The sequence below is a fragment of the Acidobacteriota bacterium genome, assembly GCA_039030395.1.
GTDB lineage: Bacteria > Acidobacteriota > Thermoanaerobaculia > Multivoradales > JBCCEF01 > JBCCEF01.
This window is the reverse complement of record JBCCEF010000002.1, coordinates 204,766-231,386: the sequence shown is the minus strand read 5'-3', so window position 1 is coordinate 231,386 and position 26,621 is coordinate 204,766. Positions and strand designations below refer to the sequence as shown.

Genomic DNA, 26,621 nt, shown 5'->3' with positions numbered 1-26,621 from the left:
CGCCGCCAAAATCGTGCGCGAAGCGCTGTTGCGCCACCCGCTGCTGGTAGATTCGGAGCGGAACGGGCGTGTTGCCGACCCACAACACCCAACACTCCACCCTAGCGAATTCCATGTCCCAGCGTCTGACCATTCGAGCCCTGTACGTCCTCGGCCTGGTCGCCTTCGTGCTCGCCGGCCTGTCGATTCTCGACATGTACCTGCCGCGGCCCTACGACGGGGTGATTCTCGACCGCGACGTGCGCGGCACGATCCGGGTGCTGGCCCTCGAGCCGGACTCCGGCGCCGCCCGGGCGGGCATTCGCCCCGGGGACGAGATCGCCGGCATGGACAACTCCCTCCTCGACTCCCCGGAACAGGCGGCGGCCACCCTCCACCGCTTCGAGATCGGGGAGCAGGTGTCCTACTTCGTCAAACGGCCCGGCCAGTTGCCCTTCGAGCTGGAAGTCGAACTGGGACGACGGCAGATCGGCACCACCGGCTACCTCTACGCCTGCCTGCTCGGTTTCGGTTTCTTCGGCATCGGACTGCTGGTGCTGCGCCAGCAGCCGGAGATCCGCGTCAGCCAGGTCTTCTTTCTTCTCTGCACGCTGTTCCTGCTGGTGCTGGTGTGCCGCCTGCGGCCGGCTTCGTACTCGCGCATCGACAGCCTGGTGCTGCAGACCGGCACCGCCGCCCTGGTCTTGCTGCCGGCGAGTTTTCTACATTTCTTCTTGATCTTTCCCCGCCCGATCTGGGACGGCCGGTGGGGCGAGCGCATTGCCCGCCTCGGTAGCCTCCGGCGACGGACCCAGATTCTCGCCGGCCTCTACTTGCTACCCGTGCTGACCTTCGCGGCGGCCCTCGCCTGGCCGCGGCCGGCGGGCCAGGCGCCCCCCCTGATCAGCGGCGCGCCGACGGCGAGCTGGTGGCTGATGGCGATTTTTCTGCCGGCGGGCCTGGCGATCCTGGCCGTCAACGCTTCCCGCCTGCCGTCGCGCCGCGAGCGCAGCGGCGCCGGTTGGGTGCTGTTCGGCTCGGTCGCCGGTCTGGCGCCCTTCCTGGTCACCGCCGTGGTGGTACCGAGTTTCTTCCAGACCGAACGCTTTCTAACCTGGGGCCTGGTGCCCCTGGCGCTGATTCCCCTGACCTTCGCTTACGCCATCATCCGTTTCCGGTTGATGAACGTGCGGGTGATCCTGCGCAAGAGCCTGCTCTACACCCTGACCACCGCTCTCGTCACCGGCCTCTACGCCCTCGGCATCGCCTCCTTCAACACCGTGTTCCGGGGCACCGAACTGGCCGCCTCACCCTATTTCCCGTTCGTCTTCGCCCTCACCATCGTGCTGCTCTTCGAACCCCTGCGGCGCAGCGTCCAGGTGCCGGTGGACCGGTTCTTCTTCGCCGGCCGCGGCCGGCTGCAGCGCACCCTGGTGGAAATGGGCAGTGCCTACGCCGACCGGGTCGACCCGGCCAAGGTGGTCTACGACCTGGTCCGCCGCCTGCCGGGGCTCCTGGGGCTCAAGTTCTCGGCCCTCTATCTGTACGACGGCACCGAGCTGGTGCGCGCCGACGGCCCGCCGGAACTGCCGGACCGCTTTCCCCTACCGGCACCTCTCTACGGCAATTTGCGGCACCGGGTAGTGGCTCGCCTCGACGCCCTCAACCTCACCCGCACCTTCGACGACGACACCAGCCGGCTGCTCAATCGCCTGACCGAAGCGGGGGTGGAAGCGGTGGGCGCGCTGGCTACCTCGCGGCGGCGGGTGGGAATGGTGCTGCTCTCCGGCCTGACCGGACAGACCCCCCTTGAAGAAGAGGACTTCGTGCTGTTGCGGGGCCTTTTCAGCCAGGCGGCTATCGCCTTGGAAACCAAGGTTCTGCTCGACGAGCGGGCACGCCAGGCGGAACTCGAGCGGGAGCTCGAGATCGCTGCCGAGATCCAGCGGTCGCTGCTGCCGGCGCGGGTGGAACTCTCCGCCGCCTGGCGGGTGGCCGCCGCCTGCCATCCGGCGCGCCATGTCGGCGGCGACTTCTACGCCGTGATCCCGGGAGCGTCGAAGGACCGCCGGGCGGTGATCTACGGCGATGTCTCTGGCAAATCGGTGGCCGGCGCTCTGATGATGATGGCCGCCAAAGAGGTGCTCCATTCGCTGGCCCTCGCCAGCGGTGGCGCCGATGAGCTCTTCGACCTCGCCAACGGGCGGCTGTACGAAGTCGCCCAGCGCAGCTTCGTCGCCCTCGGCTACCTCACGCCGACGCCGGAGGATCGAGGCCTGCGTTACCTGCTCGCCGGTCAGCCGCAGCCCCTGATGCGCGACGCCGCCGGCCGGGTCGACGGTATTCCCTTGCCGTCCCATCGCCTACCGCTGGGAGCACTACGGGTACAGGGCTATCGGGCGATGGAAATCGCCATGCAACCCGGCGACATCCTGTTCGTATATTCCGATGGCGTGTCCGAGGCCCAGTCACCGGACGGCGAGTTTTTCGGTGTCGACCGCCTGGCGCAAGTGCTCGAGGCCAGCAACGGAACGGCGCAGGAACTGGTCGACGCGGTGCTGGCGGCCCTCACCGAGTTCAGCCAGGGGCAAGACCCCTACGACGACGTGACGGTGCTCGCCATCGAACGGCTACCAGGTTGCTGAAAAGGCCTTCGACCATGGTTTCAGCTGCCCTGCTAGCTTACTTTTCGAGGGGGCTGGGCGCCCCCTCACCCCGTCTATGGCGCCTCTGGCGCCGCCGAGCCTGTGGGCTCGGTCGCAGGGTGCTGAACGTCCTAACGAAGTTTTTCAGCATCCTGCTAGGGCCCGAGGAAACCAGATCATGACGATCGACGAGCCACAGGAAGGGACCCGCGGCGATCAAGCGGAACTGGCAAATACCCCGCACAGCGGCTGGCGGATCGCCCTCGCCCTCGCCGCGCTGGCGGTGTGCGCCGCCGGCGCCTGGGTGGTCCTCGGCCGGGCCCCGGAGCCGTCCTGGTCGTCGTCCTCGCCAGAAGCCCAGGAAGCCTTCGAACTGGGCCTCCAAGCGCGCATGAAGCTCTATGCCATGGAAGCCCAGGAGCACTTCCAGCGGGCGGTGGAGCTCGATCCCGACTTCATCGCCGCCAAGCTCGCCCTGTGGATGTACCTGCGACATCATCAGCCGGAGCGGGCCGGCGAACTCCATCAGCAGATCGCGGCGGCGGACCTCAGCCAGGCGACGGAGCGGGAACGGGCGCTGGTCGAGCACCATCTGGCGATGCACGACGACCGGCCCGACGAGACCCGAAAGGTCGTTTCCGAATACCTCGAACGCTTCCCGAACGACACCTTCCTGCTCGAGATCCAGTGCGACCAGCTGTGGCTACAGGGTCAATGGCAGCGGGCGGAAGAGTGCTTCCGACACCTGATCGCCGAGGATCCCAACTGGGTGGTGGCGCAAAACCTCCTCGGCTACCTGGCGATGGCCCAGGGGCGCTTCGCCGAGGCTGAAGAGCAGTTCGCCCTCTACCGCTACCTGGCGCCGGACCAGGCCAATCCCCACGACTCCCTCGGCGAACTGATGATGGTCACCGGCCGCTGGCAGGAGGCCGAAGAGCACCTCGAAAAGGCCCTCGCCGCCAAAGCCGACTTCTGCCCCTCCTGGGGCCACCTGAAAGAGGTCCATGTACTCGCCGGCGACTGGGAGGGTGCTCGGCAAGTACTGGCGCGGCAACCGCAGCGGGACACCTGCAGCCAAATGCACACCATCGACCCGGTCTGCTACGTCGACGCGGAGGCGCTACGGTCTGAAGGCAACTGGGAAGGCCTCTGGACCCTGGCCGCCGGGGAGCGATGTCAGGGAGTCGAAGAGAGAATGCCGATCGCCTACTTCCGGGCTTCCCTGGCGACCGGAAGAGAGGACAGGGCCGACGAAATCGAACAGCGCGTCCACGAGCGCTACGGCCCGAAGGATGGCGAGGCCGAAGTCCGAGTCTCGCACCGGGTTCTGCCCACCCTGCTGGACGCGATCCGCCTACGCCACGATGGCGAGCCGGGTAAGGCCGCCGAACTCCTCGCGCCCCTACCCGAAGAACTCCTCTTTTGGAACGTACCGGCAGCCAACCAACGCCTGGCGGTCGAAATCGAACTCTGGCAAGCCCTCGAAGAAGCCGGCGACCGCCGAGCCGCCCAAACCGTTCTGGAGCGCGCCCGAGCGGTCAATCCCGCTCTCACCAATCGCTGGAAGGAGTACCCGGCGGGGTGAGCTGTGCGACCTCACTCCGGAGCCGGGAATCGCTCGCTGAACCACTCGCTCCACTCGCCCTCGGCCATCGGCGCGACCTTGGCGCCGGCTTCGCCGTAGAAGTGGATGCGGATCGAAACCAGGGTCTGCTCACCCATGGCCATGACCATGCCATGGGCGAGCCCCGGAGCCGGCCGGTCGAGCCGTAGAAACAGCTCCGGATTCTCCCCTTCCATCGCCTCCCGGGCCGCGACGATGTGCGGCGACCGCTCACGGATTCGCAAGAGTTCCGGATCCGTGATCTCCACCCGTTCCACCACCCCGCCGAGGTCAGGCGTTCCTGCACTGGACTGGAAGCGCCCCGGTCCTTCGATGTTTAGGGCCCCCCTGAGGGCGCGCAAGGCTTCCGGCGCGGACCGGCCGGTGATAGCGCTGAGCTGGAGCGGAGAACATCGCTGGCCGGAAAAATGCTTCAGGTAGAGACGCAGGAAGCGGAAGTAAGACGCCTCCCAACCGAAAACGTGCCCTTCAAACTGCCCGTCCCAGTCGTCCGAATCGGCGAACCACCGGTGGACGACCCGCACCACGCAGGTTCCGCCCTCGCGTGCCTCTACATGCCATTCCGTCGCCACCGTGCCGGGTTCCTCCTCGGTTTCGGCGGCAAAGCTCCGGGGCGGAGTCCATTCGCTAATCTTCGCTACCGAGTCCATGCCCGGGCCGAAGGTCGTCACGGCCGTCCCTCCCACCCGTTCCTCCACCTGGCTGGGAACGAACCATGACGAAATGCCCCTGCCCGTGGCGATCGCCTGCCATACCTCTTCGGGTGACCCGGGAACTTCGACCTTCGCTTCGACCGAACGTCGGCCGTCCTTGTCTTTCTTCACCGCCATGAGGGCTCCTATCTGTCAGATTTCGCTTTCGGCAATGGATGGGCCAGCAGCACCAGCCGGTGCGAGCGCCCACCGGGCGCGGACTCGTCGTGGTACTTCGCGACCAGGCGGCGGACCTCGGCGGTCAATTCCTGGCTAAAGGCGGCCCGGTCGGCGGCCGACCGGAAGCGGATCACCGTGTCCACGGACATCGTCGCGAGGAACTTTCCGGCTTCCCGGGCGCGGCGCAGGAGATCCCCCGCCTCCCGCACGGCGCGCGCCGCCAGGGCGATGAGATAGCTCGCCGAAAGCCGGTCCATCTCGCACTCGGGATCCGCCGCCACCGGTCCCATCGCGCCCGGCGACACCACGTACGCCGACGCCGACGCCACCAACCGCCGCTCCGTCAGGCCACCCCACTGCTTCTGGCTGGCCACCCTCACCAGTCCGTGCCCTTCCAGCTTGCGCAGGTGATAGTTCACCTTCTGCCGCGCCAGGCCCATCCGCCCGGCCAGCATCGCGGCCGAGGCCGGTTGCCGCAATTCGGACAGCAACCGACTGCGGATCGGGTCCAACGCCACCACCGCGGGCGTGGGTTCCTCGATGACCTCGATGTCCAGCATGCGGGTACATTACCCTTGACAATTTTTATTGTCAATAGTGCCGCAGGATCCCTATTCCGAGAGCTGGCAGCCCGGTGTCGTCGCCGCGAAGGTCACCACCCAGCCCCCACTCGCGGTATGCTCGGGATACTCCCATGAGCATCCGAACGAGGCAGACCCCGGGCGTGATCATCGCCGTGATCAGCAAGAAGGGCGGTGTCGGCAAGACCACCACCTCGGTGAATCTCGCCGCCGCCCTGGCGGCGCTGGGGCGGCGGGTGCTGCTGGTGGACCTCGACAGCCAGGCTTCCGCCTCACGTTCCCTGGGAGTGACCCGCTCGAATCTCGCGCCGTCGATCAGCGATGTCCTGTTCTCCAACCTGCCGGCGGGAGACGCCATCCGGCACACTTCAGTGCCGAACCTGAACCTCATCACCGCCTCCGTCGATCTGGTGTCGGCGGATGTCGAGCTGGGGGGTTCGCGAGAGCGGGAGTTCCGCCTCGGCAAGGTGCTGGAGCCGCTGCGGCCGCACTACGACGAGATCATCCTCGACTGCCCTCCTTCCCTCACCCTGTTGCCGATCAACGCCTTGACGGCGGCGGACGGCTTCGTGGCGCCGGTGGTACCGCACTTCTTGGCGATCGAGGGAGTGGAAAGCCTGCTCAAGACGGCGGAACGGGTGCGTTCGAACTTCAACCGGCGGCTGGTGGCGCTGGGCATTCTGCTGGCGATGGTGGACTACCGGACCAACGCCACCCGGCAAAACGTGGCGCTGCTGCGGGAGGAGTACGGTCGGCTGGTGTTCGGCGTCGAAGTGCGCATCAATACCCGCCTGGCGGAAGCGCCGGAACACGCCCAAACCATCTTCCAGTACGACCCGCGGGCGACCGGCGCCGAATCCCACAGTCTGCTGGCGGAAGAGTTCTTGCTGCGCTGCAAATCCCTCCACCGCCTCACCGCCTCGGCATAGGAAACGCTGCGGCTACGGAAAGACCTCCACCGCCTCCACCGGCGGGCCGCGCCGCGCCTTGCGCCAGCACAAGTAGGCCTCGACCAGCAGCCATAGGGCGAGCACCAGCAGCACCACCCCGACGACGAATAGCAGGGCGCCGCCTTCGTCCCACGTCTTCAAGAAGTCCCGCAGGTTGACGACCATCGCCACCAGCGTCGAAACCATCATGAACACCGCCGGCACGCCGGTGAACCAGGCGTTTCGCCGCCTCTGCACCAAGTACAGGGTCACTACCAGTAGGGCGAGGCCGGCGAGGAGCTGGTTGACCGTGCCGAAAAGCCGCCAGAGGGCGAGACCGGCGGGTCGACCACCGACCTCGTAGAAGGCGAAAAAGGCGATCACCGCCACCGCCCCGCCGGAGGCCGCATAGCGGTTGTCGAGGACACGCAGGCGCAGGGTCTCGCCCATTTCCGACAGGTTGAAGCGCAGCAGCCGGGTAGCCGAGTCCAGGGTAGTGAGGGCGAAGGACACCACCACCACCGCGATCAGCGCGGTGGCGGAGCGGTGATCGAGAAATCCGAGGGCTTCCACGAAGCCGGCGGCGCCGGTGATGAACACCCCCACCTGATTGCCCAAGCCCTGGATCGACGACCAGTCGTGGTACGTCGCCTGCCACAGTTCCGCCGCCGACTGACCTGGAGCGCCAATCACCCCGGCAGTACAGGCGAGGACCGCCAACAGCCCGAGCAGTGACTCCCCGAGCATGCCGCCGTAGCCGATCATCTGAGCATCCGGCTCGCGATCGATCTGCTTGGCGGTGGTGCCCGAGGAAACCAGCGCATGGAATCCGCTGGCGGCGCCGCAGGCGATGACGATGAAGACAAAGGGCAGGAAGCTCGGCGCACCCGGCGGATCCATGCGGAAAGCCGGCGCGGCGAACTCCGGGGTGGCGACGAACAATCCGAGGTAGGCCAGCCCGAGACCGAGGTAGAGCAGCAATGAGTTGAGAAAGTCCCGCGCCTGCAGCAGGCTCCAAACCGGCAGCACCGAGGCGGTGAAGGAGTAGCCGAGGAGGATCCAGATCCAGGCCGGCTGCCCAGGCCAAGCCTCCCGCGGCAAACCGAGGGTGGGCAGCCGCAGCCCCGCCCACACGGCCACCAACATCAAGGCGAAACCGACCGCCGCCAGCGGCGCCAGCCGATCCCCCCGGCGGTAGACCCGGTAGCCGATCGCCATCGCCATCACAACCAGGCAGGCAGAGGGCAACACCGCCGTCGGGAACGACGAGGGATCCGCCATCGGATCCGCCGCGCTCCACTGCGGCGTGATCGAGAACAACACCGCGATGACGTAGACGAACACCCCCATCGCCAGCGCAATGCCGAAGAAGATGATGAGGTGGAAGAGGCTCTTGGCGCGCGGACCGATGATGCCCTCGGTGACCTTGCCGATGGACATGCCGCGGGCGCGGATGCTCACCACCAGAGCGCCGAAGTCGTGCACACAGCCCACCAGCACCGCCCCCAACAGCACCCACAGCATGGCCGGCGCCCAGCCCCAGATCACCGCCACCGCCGGCCCGAGCATCGGCGACAGGCCGGTGATCGAAGCGTAGTGGTGTCCGAACAGCACGAAGCGGCGGGTGGGCACGTAGTCCACATCGTCGCGCAGGGCATGGGCCGGGGTGACCGCCGCGGGATCCAACCGGAAAACCCGGCGGGCTAGGAATCGTGCATAGACCGCATATCCCAGAAAATACCCGAGAAAACAGACAGCGGTGACGACGGCAACCATGGGAACCTCCAAGGAAACAAGCGGTTTGGAAGGATTCTAGTGGATCCTCTGGCCGCGAGTAGCGGGATGTTGGCAGGGCGATTGCAGTTTTCGATGGGTGAGCTGTATCTTGAAGGATATTCGCCTTGGGGACCTTTTCCCACAGGCGTTTTCAAAACAGGAGGAAAAAAATGAAAAATATGAAATGGATCCTGGCCTTGGCCCTGACAATCACCTTCGCCAGCCTTGCCGCCGGCCCCGCCGCGGCCCAGAAGAAAGAGAATCCGAGAAACCCGCAGATGCAGAACCAGCAGACGATCCGCATCGGCTCGATCGAGGCGCGAGTGCGCCACGTCGCGACCGGCGAGGTGACCAACTACCAGATCGAGCCCGGCGTGACCATCCCTCTGGCCGTCGGCGACCAGGTGGCGATCCGGCTGCGTGGCAAGGGGCCCAACTTGAACAAGGCGATGGATCTGCACGCGGACTGGGTGCAGAGCCGAGGCTCCTGGCGTCTCGACGTGGTCAACAGCGCCACGGACTTCATCGAAGTCAAGGCGGTGTCCTCGAATCAGGACAACCGCGGCAAAGCCGGAATGTTGAGCCAGATCCAGTACACCTTGCACCCGCAGTTCGAGGCGCGGCCGGTGCTGAAGAGGGGCTATCTGACCTTCGACATCGGCGATGGCGCGGCCGGCGGCGGCAATCCCGTCGATTCCGGCGCCGAGGGCTCGACCGCCCGCAAGGTGACCTCCAGCCTCTACTACGGCGTACTGGGACGGGCGCCGTCGGCGGTGGAGCTCGATCGCTACAGTGTGCGGCTGCAAAGCGAAGGCGTTGCCGCCGTTCGCACCGTGGCGCGGGACATCGCCGGCGCATACTACCCGGCTCGCAATGGCGACCGCACGGCGAACCGGCGGGTGGTGGGCGATCTCTACCGCACCCTACTCGGCCGGACCGCCCCGGATGAGGAGCTGTGGAGCCGCGACCCGGGCTTTCGGGACAACGTCGGTCTGTTTACCCGGCGCGGCATGGCGGCGGTGGTGGACCTGATCGTCCAGTCCGAGGAGTTCGCGAACTACCAGGGTCTGGACAACCTCCGGCAGGAGACGTCGAGGCGCGGCGTACGTCCCCGCTACCGCTGACCCTGAGAGCAGTTTTCGTAGTGCTTTCCGGGCTGCCGCATCGCGGCAGCCCGGTTTGTTTTCATGCTATGTTGGTGCCCCTTCAGGAGAATACCCAATGCCCGCAGACCCCGCGCCGAGCCCACCACCACCAGCCCAGGATTCTAGCTCCGAGGAGCGCTTCGCGGCCCTCGATGAGGCCGCACGGACCGTCGCCGATACCCGGCAGCGCTGGGCCTCCCTGGCGATCGACGAGCGCATTTCCTTGATCGACCGGCTGATCCCGGATTTTCTCGCCGTCGCACCGCGCTGGGTCGCCGCCGCATCCGCCGCTGAGGGTCTGTCGCCGGACGATGGCGAAGAGTGGCTGACCGGTCCCTACCTGATCCTGCGCAACCTGCGCCTGCTGCGCGATTCCCTCGAGGAGATCGCCCACGGCGGGCATCCGGAGATTCCCGGTGCGGTCACCACCGGCGCGCACGGCCAGGTGGTGGCGGAGGTCTTTCCGGCTTCCCTCTACGACCGGCTGTTCTATCCCTCGGTCACCGCCGAGGTGTGGATGGAGCCCGGGGTGACGGCGGCCGAACTCCCCGCCACCCAGGCCGTCGCCTACCGGCCCGACGCCCCGCAGGAGGGTGCTGCGGTGCTGGTGTTGGGGGCCGGCAACGTCTCTTCCATCGGCCCGATGGACGCGTTCTACAAACTGTTCGTCGAGAAGAAGACGGTGCTGGTCAAGGCCCACCCGGTCAACGACTATCTCGGCCCGCTGTTCGAACAGGGCTGTCGCTCGCTGATCGAGGAAGGATTCCTGCGGGTGGTCTACGGTGGCGCCGAAGAGGGCGCCTACCTGTGCCAGCACCCGGATCTCGACGAGGTCCACATCACCGGTTCGGACCGCACCTACGAGGCGATCGTCTTCGGCACCGGCGCAGAGGGAGAGCGGCGCAAGGCCGAAAGCCGGCCGCGTCTCGACAAGGAGATCACCGCCGAGCTGGGCAACGTCAGTCCGGTGATCGTGGTGCCGGGTCCCTGGAGCGCTGGGGACTTCGAGTACCAGGCCCTCAACCTCGCCGCCATGTTGGTCAACAACGCCGGCTTCAACTGCAACGCCACGCGGGTGATCGTTCAGCCGGCGGACTGGACCGGCCGGCGCGAGCTGCTAACCGAGCTGCGCCGCGCTCTCGAACGGGTCCCCACCCGCCACGCCTACTATCCCGGCGCCGCGGAGCGCTTCGACAAGTTCATAGAGCAGCATCCGGAAACGGAGACCTTTGGATTGGCGCGCGGCGGCGAGCTGCCCTGGGCGCTGGTTCCGGCCGTCAATCCGAGGGACGAAGGCGACATCTGCTTTCGGCAAGAAGCCTTCTGCGGCCTGTTCGCCGAGTCGGCCCTAGAAACTCCCGACGACGGCGACGGTTCCCCCGCCGCCTTCTTGGACCGCGCCGTCGCGTTCTGCAACGAGACCTTGTGGGGCACCCTGAACGCCACCCTGATCGTCCACCCGGCATCCTTGAAGGACGCCGCAACGGCGGCGGCGGTGGAGCGCGCGGTGGCGAATCTGCGCTACGGCACTGTCGCCATCAACCACTGGGCGGCGGTGGGCTACGGCCTGGTGGTCACTCCCTGGGGCGCCTTCCCGGGCCACGCGCCGACGGACATCCAGTCGGGCGTCGGGGTGGTGCACAACACGCTGATGTTCTCGCGTTCCCAGAAGACCGTAGTGCGCGCCCCCTTCCGGGCCCAGCCCAAGCCGCCCTGGTTCCCCGGCCACCGCACCGACGCCGAACTGGCCGAGGCCCTCACCCGCTTCGAGGCCTCGCCCTCCCCCTTCCGCCTGCCGGGAATCTTCTGGAACGCGCTGAGAGGCTAGCAGGGGGTTGGGCGCCCCCTCGCCCGAAAACACCAGTGTTTTCGGTCTCACCCCGTCCTCGGTGCCTACGACGCCGCCGAGACCCGAGGGCTCGGTCGCAGAGTGCTGAACGTCCTGTCGGAGTTTTTCAGCACCCTGCTAGCGATCGCCACAGGTAGGATCCCGCACGCCGATAGCCCTTTCTTCTCACCAAGTTCGTCGCGAGAGGGCGTAGGTGCCAGTAGCTGCAAGGAGTTCGCATCCCGGAGCGACGCAGGCGTACTTGTAGTACGTCGAGGAGTGGAGGGGCCGAAGGACGCAGCAGATGCTGGTGCATACGTCCTCGCAGCAGAACCTTGGGGAGAAGGAAGGGCTAAAAAGAAAATAGGGGCTCACCCTGAGGTGATACCCCTACATGGAAACCGCTGAACGCCCTCCCTGACCGTCCAGCGACATGGAAAACCACAACTCGGAAGTTCAGCCGTCACAAGACTGAACTCATCCCTCCCTCGGAAAAATCAAGACTTCAAATGACGGTTGCACTTTCCAGCGCGGCCAGAGCTCACTAGAGCAGGTTGCGTGCCAGCAGCGGAGAGTCTTGATTTACAGGGTTTTTTCGGCCCACAGGCCTCGTTGGTGACAAAAATTAGCCACTTCAACTGCCAATGAGTGACGCCTTTGCAAGGATAGATCTACGGCGCGTCGGTCGCGGACCGAGAGCAGATCAGGCTCGTCGGCGAGCGAGGAAGGCCACGTCATCGTTCTCGATCACCCGGGCGGCGGTCAACCACTCCTCGAGATCGCCGGCCATCGCCAGCAGACCGTCGTATCGCGGATCGTCCGGAACGGACGCCGCATCGAGAACGGCGAAAATGCGCTGACGAAGGGCACCGGCGAGCTCGTGCCGAACTCGTATTTCGAAGGTTCCGTCGAGAAGATCGGAAAGATCCTCGCGGCGAGGACCGAACCAGCGGCGGATCGGGTCGTGGTAGAGGCCCGCCAGCCACCATCGGCGCCGGTCGGCGGCCGTCGCCTCCGGCGCGCCGATCGGTTGCAGCAGTTCGAGGGATTCGCGGGCGTAGTGGAGGGACGCGGCGGTGCCGCGCGAATCCCACGGCCCGAGGAATTCGTCCCCCACCCACCAGCCGCCGGGCCGCAGCACCCGCGCCAGGATGGCGACCCTCGCCGAACGGTTTTCGGCTCGCCCCAAGTGGCCGTTCGAGAACACCCAGTCGAAGGAATGATCGGCGATTCCGTCCCACGGATGGGGGTCCGACGTGTCGGATGCCGTCGGTTCGACCACCGTCACCCGAGTCTCCAGCGCCGCCAGACGGTCCGCCACCCATCGGCCCTCGTCATCGGCGAGCACCAGGACCCGCTCGCCGGGCTGTGGCGCGGCCGATTCCCCGCCCCCGCAAATCCAGGTCAGCCAGTCGCAGTCCGGATAGCCCGTGGCGCGCCGGTGGAGGGCCTCGCGCACCGACTCGAAGGCCAGACCGCGGCGGCGGCGGCGATCCGGCCGGGCGTGAAGCGAGAGGCGCTCCACCCCCTCCCGGGGCGTTCCTTCCGCCCACCCGCGGGATAGCGCCCGAGGACGAGGAGCGGAGGAGGTGGGCGCACCGCCGCTGCCGGACCGGGCGACCATCACCACGAAATCCGAAGGCAGCAGGCCCTCGTCGACCAGCGTCTCCTCGGTCCAGCAGAGGAAAGCCAGCAGGCGATTGTCCAGCGGTTCCGCCGGATCGAAGTTCTGCACGATGTCGTAGAGCATGTGGTGGAGAACGGTGCCGCCGCAGGCAACTTCCTCCACCACCGAGAAGTCGCGCCGAGTACGGGCCACCAGTTCGTCCGACCGCACCGCCTCGGACGGGTCCGTGGCGATCATCTCTTCGACCGTCGGCACCGCTTTGGCGCCGTAGGTTCCATCCGTCGCGGCGCTCCGCCGGAGGGTCTCCGGCAGGCGGCTCATCAGCCGGTTGATCACCTCCATCTGCGCATCGGAGAACTGAAAGCGCGACGGGCCGACGTACTCGTTGAGGATCAGTACCCCGTGGGGCGGCAGAGCCTTCTGCAGCGCTCCGTAGCAGTGGTCGAGATGCTCGACGTGGTGCAGCACCGAATGAGCGATGATGACGTCGTAGGCCGGCGACGGCAGGGGATCGACGTTCAGGTCCACCACGTGGTAACGGATGCGCTCCAGGCCCGCCTCGCGAGCCAGCCGGCGAGCCCGCTCGACCGCTTCCTCGGCGACGTCGCAGGCATCGATGAAGGCGATATCGCGGCGCCCGCCGATCGAACGTTCGAGCCAACCTTCGCCACAGCCGAGAACCAGCACGCGCAGCCCTTCGCCGCGCACCCAACGGCCCCAGGTGTGGCTCAGCCAGTCTTCCTCCGGATCGCCGGACACCCGGCGATTCAGGTAGGCCCGCACCACCGGCGACCCCATCCAGTGGATCTCCGCCAGGCGGCTGGTGTGGCCGGCATCTCCCCAGTGGGCAGAGACCTGGTCGCGGTCGATCAAGGTGAGGGGTCCGGGTAGGGTGGTTCGCTCGTCGACCGACGAGCGGTTCTCAGCTCGAGGCCCCGATCGATCTACCGCCCACCGACGACCCGCTTGAAGCGCGTGCCCGCCGGCAGAGTGGCGTTCGGGTCCACCCGGTTGATCAGGGCGAGGGTGCGGAGATCGGCGTTCGACGGCCAGCGCCGCTGGATCTCATCGAGACCGGCAGCCTGCGGCAGGGTGACGATCTCGATCTTCGCCGGCTGGACGTTCAGGACCTTCGGGTCGGTGACCCGCGAGAAGGTGGCGACGGAGTTTCTGAGCGAGTCTCCCACCCCGCTCCAGCGCTCCTCCAGGGTATAGCCCAAAACCTGGAATACCAGATCCCGGTGCTCGATGAAGGAGGTCAGCCCCACCAGGTTCGAGGCCTGCTGCCGCGGCACCGAAAAGTACGACCCGCTCGACCTCAGAGCAGCCGGGATATTGCCCAGGGAGTTTCCCCGGCGCACGCCTTGCTGGGACGAATAGAACTGCCGCTCCGCCTCGGCGGAGTTGCCGCCGGGGGCAAGGCGCAGCACCAGAATGGCGTTCTGGTCCGGGTGCATCGCCACCACCTGTTGGCGCTGGTTGGCGGTTTTCCAGCCGGCCGGGAAGTCGAGCCGGAAGGCCATCTCCGGGTGGTAGAAGGTCGACCCTTCAAAGTAGCCCTGGCGCGGATCCGCGCCGTAGGTCATGCCGGCGAGAATGTCGTAGAAGGGGCCTTGCCGGACTTCCCCTTCGACCTCGCTCGCCTCCATCGTGGCCACCGCTTCGGCGATGCGGGCGCGGCGGTTTTCCGGCTGCGGGTGGGTCGCCAGCCAGCCGGGGATGCGGTCGCCGCCGGCCGCCTGGCTGACCGCCCCCAGCATTTCGAAGACGCCGATCATTTCCCGTGCGTCGTAACCGGTACGGCCCAGGTAGCGCAGGCCGAGATCGTCCGCCTGGCGCTCGTCGTTGCGGCTGTACTTCAAGAACAGCAGCCCCAGGCCGGTCTGCAGCAGATCGCCGGCGCGGGCGATGGACGGTTCCACGATCGAGCCGATGCCCAGGCCGAGGGTGGCGAGCTGCGCCTTGCTCATGCGCGACACGCTGTGCCGGCCGGTGACATGGCCGATCTCGTGGCCGAGAACCGCCGCCAGCTCCGCCTCGTTGTTCATGTGGGCGAGGATGCCGCGGGTGACGTAGATGAAACCACCCGGCAGAGCGAAGGCGTTGACCACCGGATCATCGACCACCTTGAAGGACCACGGCAGGTTCGGCCGCTCGGACTTGGCGGCCATCTCCAGGCCGATGCGGGAGACGTACTCCTGAGCTTCTTGATCGTCGTACAGGCCGAGGGAAGTCGAAACCTGCTCGTCCGCCTGCCGCCCCATGGCGATCTCCTGCTGCTCACCGATCAAGGAGAGCTGGGACTTGCCGGTCGCCGGATTGGTGGCGCAACCGCTGGTCACCAGCAGAGCGAACAGGGGAATCGCCGCAAGCCGAAACATCTTCATCGTCGTCTCCTTTTCATCGTTCCCGCTGCTCGATCTCTTCGTGCAGCCGGCCGATGGTCCTCAATTGCAGATACTGAGCCAGGCGGAAGCCGCCGTGGGCGGTGATCAGCAGAATCCCCAGGGTGAAGACGCCGTGTTCCGTCGCCCCGGGGTCGAGAAAGGGCGTCTCCGCCGGCCGAAAGGTAAACAGCACGAGCACCGCCACCAAGTCCAGCAGGGCCACCCCGAGGGCCTTCCGGCTCGCCTTGGCCAGCGCTTCGCGCTCCGCCGCCGACTCGGCGGCGGGGTCCGGCGCCTCGCCCTTCTCGGCGATCGGACGGTCTACCCGCAGTCCCCCGACCTCCTCCACCAGGAGCGCCCGCACGGCCTTCGATCGCAGCATCATCACTCGACCAGACCCTATTTGCGGCGATGCTCTTCTTTCCAGCGTTTGTGGTCGACGGCGTTCTGCTCCCACGGACGACGCTCGAAGTAGCTCTTGGTGAGCTTCACCACCAGGCCCGAGAGCAGCACCAGGGCCACCAGGTTCGGGAACGTCACCATGCCGAGGGCGACGTCGCCCAGGGCCCAGATCGCCGCCAGCGGCGCGACGGCTCCGGCGAAGTGCATGGCGACGAAGACCATCTTGTAGGGCAACACCGCCTTCTTGCCGAACAGGTAATTGGCGCAACGATCCCCGTAGTAGCTCCAGGAGATGGCCGTCGACACGGCAAAGAGCAGCACCGAGAACAGCACGATGTAGCCGCCGGTCTTGCCGAGGGCCTTTTCGAAGGCCAGCTTGGTCAACGGCGCGGCGCTCTCCACCGCCGGCCCGTACAGCACCGTGTAGTTCGTACCGTCGCTGCCGCGGGCGATGCCCTCGCCGGGCAGCAGGGAGCCGGTGAACGGCGTCGCCTGGTCGGCGTCCACGTAGAAGCGATCCACCGCGATGTCGTGCCAGGCGAAGCGCCGGGAATCCGTTGCCGGCACGCCGTCGACCACCACCAGTTCCTCCGGCGCGTCGACGGAAAGGTGCGTGCCTTCGGAGTTGATCTCCACCCAGGAGGAATCACCGCCAACGATGCTCAACTCGGTGGCCACGGGCTGGTTCCAGACGCCGGTCACCAGGATCACCAGGCCGGTCATGGTGCAAATCAGGATGGTGTCGATGAAGGGTTCGAGGAGAGCCACCACGCCCTCCGACACGGGTTCGTCGGTCTTCGCCGCCGAGTGGGCGATGGGCGCCGAGCCCTGCCCCGCCTCGTTTGAGAACAAGCCCCGCCGCACGCCCCACATCAGGGTGAGCAAGAAGGCGCCGGCGCCGGTGCCGGCGATGCCGGCGGAGGGATTGAAAGCCTCGCGGAAGATCAGCCCGAAGGTGGGTGCGATCTGGCCGGCGTTCATCACCAGAATGATCAGGGCGCCGAGCACGTAGACGCTCGCCATCACCGGCGCCAAGATCCCCGTGACGGCGCCGATGCGGCGAATGCCGCCGAGAATCACCAGGGCGACGATGGAGGCGGTCACCAGGCCGGTGATCCACGGCGAAACGCCGAATTCCGACAGCATGGTGTCGGCGACGGTGTTGGCCTGGATGCCGTTGCCGGTCAGGAACGAAGTGATGATCAGCGCACCGGCGAAGAACATCGCCAAGGGCTTCCAGGCCTTGCCCAGGCCGCGCTCGATGTAGTACATCGGCCCGCCGGAAACGGAGCCGTCCCAGCGCTCCGGATCGACATCCGGCTTCTCCTCCTGGCGAAAGTGCAGGGCGAGGGTGACCTCGGAATACTTGAGCGCCATGCCGAAGACCGCCGTCATCCACATCCAGAAAAGGGCTCCGGGGCCGCCGTAGTGGATGGCGATGGCGACACCGGCGATGTTGCCGATGCCGACGGTCGCCGACAGGGCGGTGGTGAGGGCCTGGAAGTGGGAAACGTCCCCCGGCTCATCGGGATCGTCATAGCGGCCGCTGGTGACACCGAATCCGTGGCCCAGCCGCCGGATCTGGATGAATCCGAGGCGCAGGGTCAAGAACAGACCGGTACCGAGCAGAGCGATCACCAGGAAGGGGATCGTCTCCCCTCCCACCGGAATACCGCTCTGCCACACGATGCGATCGAGAAAGCCGATGATTCGAATCAGTATTTCCATGCTACTCCCCTGGCCCCGGCGGGCCTTGAGTTCGCTCTTACCCCGGTGATTGTGGCGCAGTCTACCCCAGCCGGCGGTGCCTCAAGGAGCCGAGATGCCCCTTGGGATGTCCTATGATTCGGCCAGTCGTCTTTGAACGCGCAAGGACTCCCCACTCTCCATCCGATGCTCCCCCGCAACCCCTCGGCCTGCGTTCTCCTTCTCGGCGGTCTGGCCGCTTTGCTGGCACAGGGCTGCGAGCGGCGCTGGAGCGTGGTCGAGCAGTCGATCGCCGACGATCCGGTGGAGCTGTTCGAAGCGGCCGCCCTGCACCGCGAAGAAGAGGTCTTTCGCTGGCAAGTCGCCCTCGACCCGGAGGCCCGCGCCTGGACCGTCGCCAATGGCGGAGAGCTGCGCCGCGAGGGCCGGGAGATGGTCCTTTCGTCACCGGTCGCCGGGCCGGCGATGGAGCGCGCCGCCGATCTTCCGGCGGTGGGTGTCGACGTGATCGAGGTGAAGCTCTCCAACCTGCGGGTGGGCAAGGTCGCCGTCGAGTGGAGGGCCGGCGCAGAAGGCGATGAACCCCTCACCGGACGCCTCGAAGCGACCAGTTCGCACCCCTATCACGCCAACATGAAGATCTACCGCTTCGCCGTCGGTAGCCACCCGGCCTGGCGCGACACGGTCCGCAGCGTCACCGTGTCGACGGATTCCGCCGCCGGACACCGGATCGGCGTGCGCTACGTCCGCGGCCTCGCCCAACGGCTCGACGGGGAGCGCTTGACGGAGGCCCTAGCGGTTCCCTGGCGGGTGCAGCTCGGCGACGAGACGCGCAGCGCGTGGCTCACCCCGCCGGGCCGGCCCCACCGCTGGCAGGTCACCCCGCCGGCCGGCGCCAGGATGCGGTTCTCGGTCGGCCTGGCCGGCGCCCGGCCGGCGGCCCACGACTTCGTCCTCCGCCTGGCCTCCGCCGAAGGCGCAGCGGTCGATCCACCGGTCGAGCTGCTGCGCCAGAGCCTCGCCGAAGCCCGATGGCTCACCGACGAAGTGGATCTCACGGCCTACGCCGGGCAACCGGTGACTCTGGAACTGAGCAGCGAGGGCCGAAACGAGGGCGGCGAGGACCGCACATCGGGCGGTAAACCGGAGCGGCTCACCACCCTCCCCTGGTGGGGGCACCCCCAGATCCTGTCGCGCGAGGGTGACCCACGCCACAACGTGGTGATCCTGCTGGTCGACACCCTGCGAGCGGATCGCCTGTCCCTCCACGGCCATTCCCGCGAGACTTCGCCGGTCGTCGACGCCTGGGCGGCTGGCGGCGCCGTCTTCGAACATGCCGTGGCGGCGGCGCCGTGGACTTTGCCGGCGCACGTTTCGCTGTTCACCGGCCTCGACGCCCCGCGCCACGGTGTGTCCTACAACAACGACCGCCTGAGCGACCAGTTGACCCTGGCGGAGATCCTGCGGCGAGAGGGCTGGGCGACGGAAGCGGTCACCGGCGGCGGCTTTCTTGGGCCGCAGTACGGTCTCGGGCGCGGCTTCGAGGCGCACTGGGCCTGGAACGCCCGCCGGCGCCAGGACGAGGAACTGGAAGGCGGCATCGAGCGCGCACTCACCCGCCTCGCAAGGCTCCAGGATCGGCCCTTTCTGCTCTTCTTCCACACCTACGAGGTGCACTCCCCCTTCACCCCCCGAGCGCCCTGGTTCGAGGAGTTCTCGGGCCAGGTCGAGCCGCCCGGCACCCTACGCACCCAAGGGCTGCCAACGCGGGCAGACAACGGCTTCCGGACGCGCTACCGATTCACCCTCGGGGACGACCGCCGAGCCCTCGCAGCGGACGAGAATCACCTGCCCGGCGACCTCTACGACAGCGCCGTCGCCTATACCGACCAGCAGATCGGCCGTCTGCTCCAAGGCCTTGAAGATCTCGATCTGGCAGACAACACACTGGTGATCCTCACCTCCGATCACGGCGAGATGCTGGGCGAGGACGGCCTCGCCAGTCATGCCTATTTGCGGCCGGAAAACTTGCGGGTGCCGCTGATCCTGGTGCCGCCGCACCGGCGCTGGGCCGGCCGGCGAGTGGCGGAGATGGTGCGCGGGGTGGACCTCACTCCCACAGTGCTCGAATTCCTGGGTCTCGACATTCCCACCGGCCTCGACGGCACGTCCCTTCTGCCGCTGATCGACGGTGATCGCTCCCAGGCGCCACGCGCCGCCTGGAGCTACGCCGGCAGCACCAACCAGGGGCTGGCCGTCGAGGTGCGCGGCCGGCAGCCGCTGATCCTCCAGGACAGCCCGTGGCAGGCGGCGGCGGACTCGCGGGAGGCGTCTCCGGCCGACCTCGCGCCGGAACTGTCGCCGGGCGAGCGGGAGGCTCTCCGCGCCTGGGGCGAAAAGCGGCTCCGGGAGGATCCGGTGGGCCTCTTCGTGACCTTCCGCAACGACAGCCCGGAGAAGGTGCGCGGCCGGCTGGTCGCCGAGCAGTTCACCCAGGTGGGACTCAAGGTGCTGGGTTTCGACGCCGCCCCGGTGCGCTGGATCAACCGCAAGAACCTGGGTTTCGAGATCCCACCGGGCGCCGCCTACGAGCTGGTTTTCAGGCGACGGCTGCGGGGGGACTCGCTGCGCCTGATGGTGACCCGCGACCGCCGGGAGACGGCCTTCGAGTTCCCTCTTGCGGAGCTGGCCGAATCCAGCGCCCATGTGACGTTGGACGATGGCGGGTGGCGACGTACTGACGGGAACGGTGAGACTCCGCCCCTGGCGGAGATCATCCTGCGCTGGCAGGGCGCTGGCGACGCGGCGGCACCGGCGGTGGATGACGAGCTAGGCGCCCAGCTCCGTGCCCTCGGCTACATCGACTGAGGCCGAAACGGCGACGGCGGACTCCGCCGATGGCTGATCCGCCGCCGGACGGGCCTGCAGGGGAAAGTCCGCAAGCTCAGCCCGGCCGGTGGCGGCCGAGGCGAGATGGCGGCCGGCCCAGAAGCCGAGGGACAGGCCGTGACCGTTGAAACCCGCCGCGTAGATCGCCGCCGGGGCCGCCGCCAGGCGCCCCAAGAGCGGCAGTCCACTGCGGGTGAAGGCCATGGTGCCGGCCCAGCGATGGACCACCGGGCGGTCCACCAAGGACGGGAAATTTTGTCGCAGAAAGGCCTCGAGAGCTCCCTGCACCGTGCCCGTGGGCACCTCCGCGCAGCCCCGCTCGGCAGACTCCGCCTCCATTCGGCGGCCGCCGAGGAGGAAGGTACCGTCGGCGAGCTGGCGAAGATATTCGTATCCCTCGTCGAGATACCAGACCCCGGAGACGGTGCGCTCGCCGGGAGCGGTGGCGAGGACCTGCGCCCGCACCGGCCGCACCCAGCCGCCGAGAGCCGGCAGCAGATTGGGAGCGTAGGCGTTGAGAGCGAGGATCACCCGCCGGGCGAGCACCGCATCGCCGTCCGTCGACAAGCGCACCCGCTCGCCCACCGCTTCGACGGCCCGCACGCGGAAGCTCGTCCGCACCTCGAAGCCGCCGGCCGCCACCATGCCGCGGCACAACCGCAGCGGATCGAGACCGCCGTCCCGCGGCTGGAAGATGCCGCCGGCGACGGCCGGGCTGCCGCAGGCCGCCCGCGCTTCGGCGCGGCTCTTCCAGTGGGCGTCAAAGCCCTCCCGGCGCAGCACCTCGCAGGCCGCCTCCAGGGGCGCCGGATCGCCGACCGTCGCCATCCAGCTCCCCTCCGGCTGAAAGTCGCAGTCCACCCGGCCGGAGTCGATCAACTCGCGGCGCACCAGTTCGCGGTTCTCCACCGTCGCCCGCCACATCTCCAGGGTGCCGCCGAGATCCTCACCGTCGCTCAGCCGCTCCACCACCCGCGCCACGCCGGAAAGCAAGAACCCGGCGTTGCGACCGGAGGCCCGCTGGGCGAGGTCATCCGCTTCGAGGAGCAGCGGCTGGTGGCCGTCGCGGGCCAGCCAGTAGGCGGTGGACAGGCCCACCACGCCGCCGCCGACCACCGCGTAGTCCACCTCCCGGGCCGGACCCGGGCGGCGCAGCCAGAGGGACGGCGCCGGGCCGTCAGCGGACCAGGACACGGCCGCCGTCGAAGGGAGTGGATTCAGCGGGCGGAGCGATCACGTTCGATCAAGCACCCGCTTCGAGGATCAGGGCGATGCCCTGGCCACCGCCGATGCAGGCGGAAGCGACGCCGAGGCCGCCGCCGCGCCGACCGAGTTCCTTGGCCAGGGTCAAAGTGATGCGCGCACCGGTGGCGCCCAGGGGATGCCCCAGGGCAATGGCGCCGCCGTTGACGTTGAGCTTTTCCGTATCGAGACCGAGTTCCTTGACGCAGGCGAGAATCTGGCCGGCAAAGGCCTCGTTGATCTCGATCAGGTCGAGATCCGCCAGCTCCAGGCCGGCGTTCTCCAGGGCCTTGCGGATGGCCGGCGCCGGACCGATACCCATGCGCGACGGATCGACCCCGACGGTGGACCAACCGCGCAGCCGCGCCAGGACGTTCCAACCCTCGGCCGCTGCCTTCTCGGCGGTGGTGAGGATCAGCATGGCGGCGCCGTCGACAATGCCCGAGGCGTTGCCGGCGGTGACGTATCCGTTCTCATCGAAGGCCGGCGGAAGTTTCGCCAGGCTCTCGACGGTGGTCTCCGGCCGCGGATGCTCGTCCCGCTCGACGGTCTTCGCCCGCTTGCCGCGACCCACCTCGATCGGTGCGATCTCCTCCACCAAGCGATCGGCCGCAGCCGCCGCCCGCTGCTGGCTGCTCACGGCGTAGGCATCCTGCTCTTGCCGGCTGATGCCGTAGTCGTTCGCCAGGTTGTTCGAGGTCTGCGCCATGTAGCAGCCGCAGTACGGGTCCATCAGCGAGGTCAGCAGGTAGTCCTCGAAACCGGCGCTGGCGAAGCGAAAGCCCTGGCGAGCACCCCACACCACATGCGGCGCCTGGGTCATGTTCTCCATGCCACCGACCAGGCAGGTGATGGCATCGCCGGACAGGATGCGCAGGGCCCCTTGGATTACCGCCTCAACCCCGGAACCGCACAGGCGATTGACGGTGAGGGCCGGCACCTCCTGGGGAATACCCGCTTTGAGGGCGACGTGGCGGCCGCCGTAGATGGCGTCCTTGGAGGTCTGGAGCACATTGCCGACCATCACGTGGTCGATGTCCGAAGGGGCCACGCCGCTCTTCTCCAGCAGCGCCCGCGCCGCGTGGGCGCCGAGGTCGATGGCTGAGGTGCGCGTGAACGAACCGTTGAAGGCGGCCATCGGCGTGCGCAAGCCGTCGACCAGCACCAGGTCTTGAATCTGCATATCTGGAAAACTCCTGTTGGACACTCAATGGGCGTTCGGATGGGCACGGTCCACGCCGGGCCGGCACTGCCGCGCCGCCCTATGATGCCTCAGATCGCGCTCGCCGTCATCTCCGCCCTCGAGACCATTCTTCCCGCACCCGCCAAGTGCCCACCATCGCAGTCCGGCCACCACACAGGCCCATTGCCATGCTAGAATTTTACAGTATTTGGAACATATAAATACCTAATTCTAAAGGGTTGAAGATAAAGGCTCAAGGCGTCGTGGTCAACGAACCGATCGCATCGGAACTCACCCGCGATCTCCACCAGTGGAGCCGTGGAGATTCGACCGCTTTCGAGCGGATCTACCGCAGCCTATTCCGAGAACTCCATCGCTTGGCGCGGGGCTACCTCTACCGCGAGGGCCGGGAGCACACCCTACAGGCGACGGCCCTGATGCACGAGGCCTACCTGCGCCTGGACAGCCAGGCCGACCTGAGCTGGCAAAACCGCGAACAGTTCATCGGGGTGGCGGCGCGGGTGATGCGCCGCATCCTGGTGGACTACGGCCGCCAGCGCAATGCCCAGAAGCGCGGCGGCGAACGGGGCCATCTGGTACTCGACGAGCGGCTGGACGGCTTTGCCGAGCAGAAGACCGAGCTGCTGGCCCTCGACCGGGCCCTGGACGCCCTGGGTCGGCTCGACCCGCAGCAAGCCCGGATTGTCGAGCTACGCTACTTCGTCGGCCTCACCCTGGCGGAAACCGCCTCGGTCCTGGAGGTCTCCGTCGCCACCGTCAAGCGCGAGTGGACCACCGCTCGAGCCTGGCTCCACCGTCGCCTCGCCTCCGGCTGAAGGAGCAGAAGAAAGCGATGGACGAGTCCGCATCGACACCTCGGCGACAGCCCGACGGCCCGCCGACGGACTCGGCGGCACGTCGGGAGCAGGAGCGCTTTCAGCGGGTCAAGTCACTCTTTGCGCGGGCCGTCGAACAACCGCCCGAAGAGCGCATGGAGTGGCTCCGCCGCCAGACCGGCGACGATGACGAAATGCTACGCGAAACCCTCGCGCTGCTGCGATCCCACGACAGCGCCGGCGATTTCCTCACCGCTTCTTCGCAGGACCTGCCGGCGCGCTGCACCATCGGTCCCTACCGCACCCGCCGGATTCTCGGTCGGGGCGGCATGGGCACCGTCTACCTCGCCAGCCGTTCCGACGACTCCTTCTCGAAGGAAGTCGCCATCAAGCTAATTTCCCGCGGCGGCGAGGTGGCCCGGCGTTTTGTCGCCGAGCGTCAGATCCTCGCCGGCCTGGAGCATCCGAATATCGCCCGCCTGCTCGACGGCGGAACCTCCGACGGCGGGTTTCCCTACCTGGTGATGGAGTTCGTTGCCGGCGAACCGATCGATGTCTGGTGCGATCGGCGCCGACGGACCCTCGACCAACGTCTCGACCTGTTTCTGATGGCCTGCTCCGCTACCGCCTACGCCCACCGGTTCAGGGTAGTCCACCGCGACCTGAAGCCCAGCAACATCCTGGTGAACGCCGAGGGCCAACCCAAGCTCCTGGACTTCGGCATCGCCAAGGTGGTGGCGCCGGACCCCACCGAAGCGGTCGAACAGACGGCCACCGGCCTGTGGGCGATGACCCCGGAGTACGCCAGCCCGGAGCAGCTCCTCGGCCACCCGGTCACCGGCCGATCGGATGTCTACTCCCTGGGGGTAATCCTCTATCGCCTGCTGACCGGCCGGCGCCCCTACCTACCCGCCACTCGGGCACCGGCGGAGATGGCCCGCACCATTCTCGCCGAACCCTGGAGTCCACCGAGCCAGACCATCGATCCGTCAGATCCGGCTTGCGATGCCGCGGCCGCTCAGCGCTCGACCGACGCTCGGGGACTTCGGCGAGCCCTGCGCGGCGACCTGGACACCATCCTGCGCCATGCCCTCGAGCCGGACCCGGACCGGCGCTACCCCTCCATCAGCGACCTGATGGAGGATTTGAATCGGCACCGCCAGGGGTTACCGATCGCCGTCCGCCGGGATTCGACGATCTATCGGCTGGGCAAGAAACTGCGACGTAACCGTTGGATGGCGGCGGCCCTCGCCCTGGTCGCGGTGCTCGTCGTCGCTGTCGCCTGGCAGAGCCTGGAGGCGGACCGGGGGCAGCGCTTGGCGGCGCAGGAACGTGCCCGCTCCGAGGGCCTCACCCGCCTGGTCTCGGACCTGCTCGAAAACGATTCGCTGTCGGCCGAGGGCCCGTTGACTCTCCGGGAGCTGCTCGATCGACGGTCGGAGGAGGTCGCCGAGCAACTGGCCGAGGATCTCTCGAGCGGCAGCCTGGTCCTCGAACAGCTCGGGCGCGGCTACTTGCAACTCGGCATCCGCGATCGAGCACGGTACTTCCTGGAGCAGTCCCTCGACCGACTGCGTCGGCAGAGCGACCCGGACCCCTCCGTGCGAGTCGCCGTCCTCGCCCAACTGGCGTCCATCAACCTGGCAGAGGGCGAGCAGGAGGCGGCGCGCTTTCTTGCCCGGGAGGCCCTGGCGCACTTTCGGCGGCAGCCCTTCGACATTTCTCATCATGCGGCCGAGGACCTCGTTTCCCTGAGCCAGACACTAGAGCGCAGCGGCAGCGCCGACTTGGCCGAGGCAATCCTCGCGACGGTGAACGACCGGGCCCCGCCGGAGGGTCAGAGCGCTGCTGCCGGTTTTGACCGTTGACGCGAAAAACGAGCCGGCGGCCACCGCGATGTGCGGTGCGCTACGGCTCGTTTGGTAAGACACCCGCCGAAGGCGATTCGTCCGCGGCGGGCCTTGGCCGAGGCCGAGGGGTCAGCCAGAGGCTGAACCCCTGCAAAGAATCGGCTCAGATCTCAGTTGGCCGTGTCGGCATCGGTGTTGGAATCCTTGGCCGCCGCGGCGGACATCCGGACAACGCCTTCGCTGGTGCCGCCGCTACCTTCTAGCAGACTTCCCTGGGCACCCTCGAAGTCGAAGCGGTAGTTCACGTAGAAGTCGCTGTCGACGCGCCAGGTGCCGTTCGACTGCTGAGTGAGAGTGGTGCGGCCCGGACTCGGCAGTCCGTTGTCCGATCCCGCCTTGATCGACAGGTAGGCAAAGTCCGGATCACCGGCGATGGCGCCACCGAGGTTCTGCATCTCGGTTTCGAAACTCTGCACGCGATCGCCCGGGAAGCGGGGGCCGACCTTGGTGGTGACGTTCGCCGGCACGTTGATCGTCCGGTTGTAGCCCTCGAGGGCTCCGCCCTTGCCGATCAACTGGAGCTGGACGATGGAGTCGAACTGCTCGGTCTCACCGGTCTCTGGCGTACCGCCGATGACACAGCCACTCTCCTGCACCGCCCCGGTGCGCTCCTTGCCGCAGACGAACCAACCATGGATCGGCTTGACGATGATCGTGGTGCCCGGCGGAAGACCGTTGACCATCAGGTGGAAGTCGTCCGGGCTGACGTAGCCGCAGTCCTCCGGCGGCATCGTCACCGTGCCGGAACCGTCGTCCGGCACCTCACAGGGCGGCTGGGCGAAGGCCGAAGGGACGAAGAAAAGCAGAGCGAGAACGGCGAACAAAAGGGTCAAACGCTTCATTCTAGAAACCTCCTGGCATACTTCGTCGGCGGGATATCCGCCGACGAGGGATCAAAAGAACCGGATGGCCAGAGGTCGCAGGAAAGTGATGGGTGACCGGCGCCGCTGGCTCGAATCCTCGTACCGATGGAAGGAATGCGCAAACGAACACCAAAGTGGCTCAAAAAAATCAAAGGTCACAAGAATCAAGCCGAAGACGGGGATACGTGGGCGAGGC

18 protein-coding genes are annotated in these 26,621 nt (G+C 67.3%); 8 read left to right on the top strand and 10 right to left on the bottom strand.

Annotated features, from left to right (window positions below; genetic code table 11):
- Window positions 1–68 precede the first annotated feature (68 nt).
- On the top strand, window positions 69–2,624 hold the full coding sequence (locus tag AAF481_03295; protein ID MEM7480178.1) for a SpoIIE family protein phosphatase: 2,556 nt from the start codon (window positions 69–71) through the stop codon (window positions 2,622–2,624).
- 178 nt (window positions 2,625–2,802) lie between these two features.
- The gene (locus AAF481_03290; protein ID MEM7480177.1) at window positions 2,803–4,209 is read left to right on the top strand and encodes a tetratricopeptide repeat protein; all 1,407 of its coding nucleotides are present in this window, start codon (window positions 2,803–2,805) and stop codon (window positions 4,207–4,209) included.
- Window positions 4,210–4,220: 11 nt separating this feature from the next.
- Here AAF481_03290 and AAF481_03285 read toward each other — a convergent pair whose 3' ends face one another.
- A complete protein-coding gene (locus AAF481_03285; GenBank protein MEM7480176.1) occupies window positions 4,221–5,078 on the bottom strand; it encodes an SRPBCC domain-containing protein in 858 nt (285 codons plus the stop codon).
- Between the two features lie 8 nt (window positions 5,079–5,086).
- Window positions 5,087–5,680, bottom strand: coding sequence for a helix-turn-helix domain-containing protein (locus AAF481_03280; protein MEM7480175.1), 594 nt, complete (start codon window positions 5,678–5,680; stop codon window positions 5,087–5,089).
- 134 nt (window positions 5,681–5,814) lie between these two features.
- On the opposite strand from AAF481_03280, the gene AAF481_03275 reads away from it, so the two are divergent.
- Window positions 5,815–6,630 carry an AAA family ATPase gene (locus AAF481_03275; GenBank protein ID MEM7480174.1) on the top strand — a complete coding sequence of 272 codons (816 nt, stop codon included), beginning with the start codon at window positions 5,815–5,817 and terminating at the stop codon, window positions 6,628–6,630.
- A 12-nt stretch (window positions 6,631–6,642) separates the two neighbouring features.
- On the opposite strand, the gene AAF481_03270 is transcribed toward AAF481_03275, so the two are convergent.
- The gene (locus tag AAF481_03270; GenBank protein MEM7480173.1) at window positions 6,643–8,406 is read right to left on the bottom strand and encodes a carbon starvation protein A; all 1,764 of its coding nucleotides are present in this window, start codon (window positions 8,404–8,406) and stop codon (window positions 6,643–6,645) included.
- A 170-nt stretch (window positions 8,407–8,576) separates the two neighbouring features.
- Between AAF481_03270 and AAF481_03265 the strand changes: the two genes are divergently transcribed.
- Both AAF481_03265 and AAF481_03260 read left to right on the top strand, forming a co-directional pair.
- Entirely contained in the window at window positions 8,577–9,530 is a 954-nt protein-coding gene (locus AAF481_03265) for a hypothetical protein (GenBank protein MEM7480172.1), read from the top strand.
- A gap of 97 nt (window positions 9,531–9,627) precedes the next feature.
- A complete protein-coding gene (locus AAF481_03260) occupies window positions 9,628–11,379 on the top strand; it encodes an aldehyde dehydrogenase family protein (protein MEM7480171.1) in 1,752 nt (583 codons plus the stop codon).
- 703 nt (window positions 11,380–12,082) lie between these two features.
- On the opposite strand, the gene AAF481_03255 is transcribed toward AAF481_03260, so the two are convergent.
- The 4 genes from AAF481_03255 to AAF481_03240 form a co-directional block, all read right to left on the bottom strand.
- On the bottom strand, window positions 12,083–13,879 hold the full coding sequence (locus tag AAF481_03255) for a class I SAM-dependent methyltransferase (protein ID MEM7480170.1): 1,797 nt from the start codon (window positions 13,877–13,879) through the stop codon (window positions 12,083–12,085).
- 71 nt (window positions 13,880–13,950) lie between these two features.
- The gene (locus AAF481_03250) at window positions 13,951–15,393 is read right to left on the bottom strand and encodes a M48 family metalloprotease (protein MEM7480169.1); all 1,443 of its coding nucleotides are present in this window, start codon (window positions 15,391–15,393) and stop codon (window positions 13,951–13,953) included.
- A gap of 13 nt (window positions 15,394–15,406) precedes the next feature.
- A complete protein-coding gene (locus tag AAF481_03245) occupies window positions 15,407–15,775 on the bottom strand; it encodes a hypothetical protein (protein MEM7480168.1) in 369 nt (122 codons plus the stop codon).
- Window positions 15,776–15,792: 17 nt separating this feature from the next.
- Window positions 15,793–17,523 (bottom strand): sodium:alanine symporter family protein, encoded by a 1,731-nt coding sequence (locus AAF481_03240; protein ID MEM7480167.1) that lies wholly within the window; start codon window positions 17,521–17,523, stop codon window positions 15,793–15,795.
- A 165-nt stretch (window positions 17,524–17,688) separates the two neighbouring features.
- On the opposite strand from AAF481_03240, the gene AAF481_03235 reads away from it, so the two are divergent.
- On the top strand, window positions 17,689–20,370 hold the full coding sequence (locus AAF481_03235) for a sulfatase (protein MEM7480166.1): 2,682 nt from the start codon (window positions 17,689–17,691) through the stop codon (window positions 20,368–20,370).
- Here the strand turns inward: AAF481_03235 and AAF481_03230 are convergent.
- Window positions 20,332–21,585 (bottom strand): FAD-binding oxidoreductase, encoded by a 1,254-nt coding sequence (locus AAF481_03230; GenBank protein MEM7480165.1) that lies wholly within the window; start codon window positions 21,583–21,585, stop codon window positions 20,332–20,334. The two genes, AAF481_03235 and AAF481_03230, sit on opposite strands and share 39 nt — an antisense overlap.
- A gap of 49 nt (window positions 21,586–21,634) precedes the next feature.
- Window positions 21,635–22,810 (bottom strand): acetyl-CoA C-acyltransferase, encoded by a 1,176-nt coding sequence (locus AAF481_03225; protein ID MEM7480164.1) that lies wholly within the window; start codon window positions 22,808–22,810, stop codon window positions 21,635–21,637.
- A 269-nt stretch (window positions 22,811–23,079) separates the two neighbouring features.
- On the opposite strand from AAF481_03225, the gene AAF481_03220 reads away from it, so the two are divergent.
- Together AAF481_03220 and AAF481_03215 are read left to right on the top strand one after the other, a co-directional pair.
- Window positions 23,080–23,652: a sigma-70 family RNA polymerase sigma factor gene (locus tag AAF481_03220; GenBank protein MEM7480163.1), complete on the top strand. Its 573-nt coding sequence runs from the start codon at window positions 23,080–23,082 to the stop codon at window positions 23,650–23,652.
- Window positions 23,653–23,669: 17 nt separating this feature from the next.
- On the top strand, window positions 23,670–25,520 hold the full coding sequence (locus tag AAF481_03215) for a protein kinase (protein MEM7480162.1): 1,851 nt from the start codon (window positions 23,670–23,672) through the stop codon (window positions 25,518–25,520).
- A 152-nt stretch (window positions 25,521–25,672) separates the two neighbouring features.
- Here AAF481_03215 and AAF481_03210 read toward each other — a convergent pair whose 3' ends face one another.
- On the bottom strand, window positions 25,673–26,404 hold the full coding sequence (locus AAF481_03210) for a hypothetical protein (protein MEM7480161.1): 732 nt from the start codon (window positions 26,402–26,404) through the stop codon (window positions 25,673–25,675).
- Window positions 26,405–26,621 lie beyond the last annotated feature (217 nt).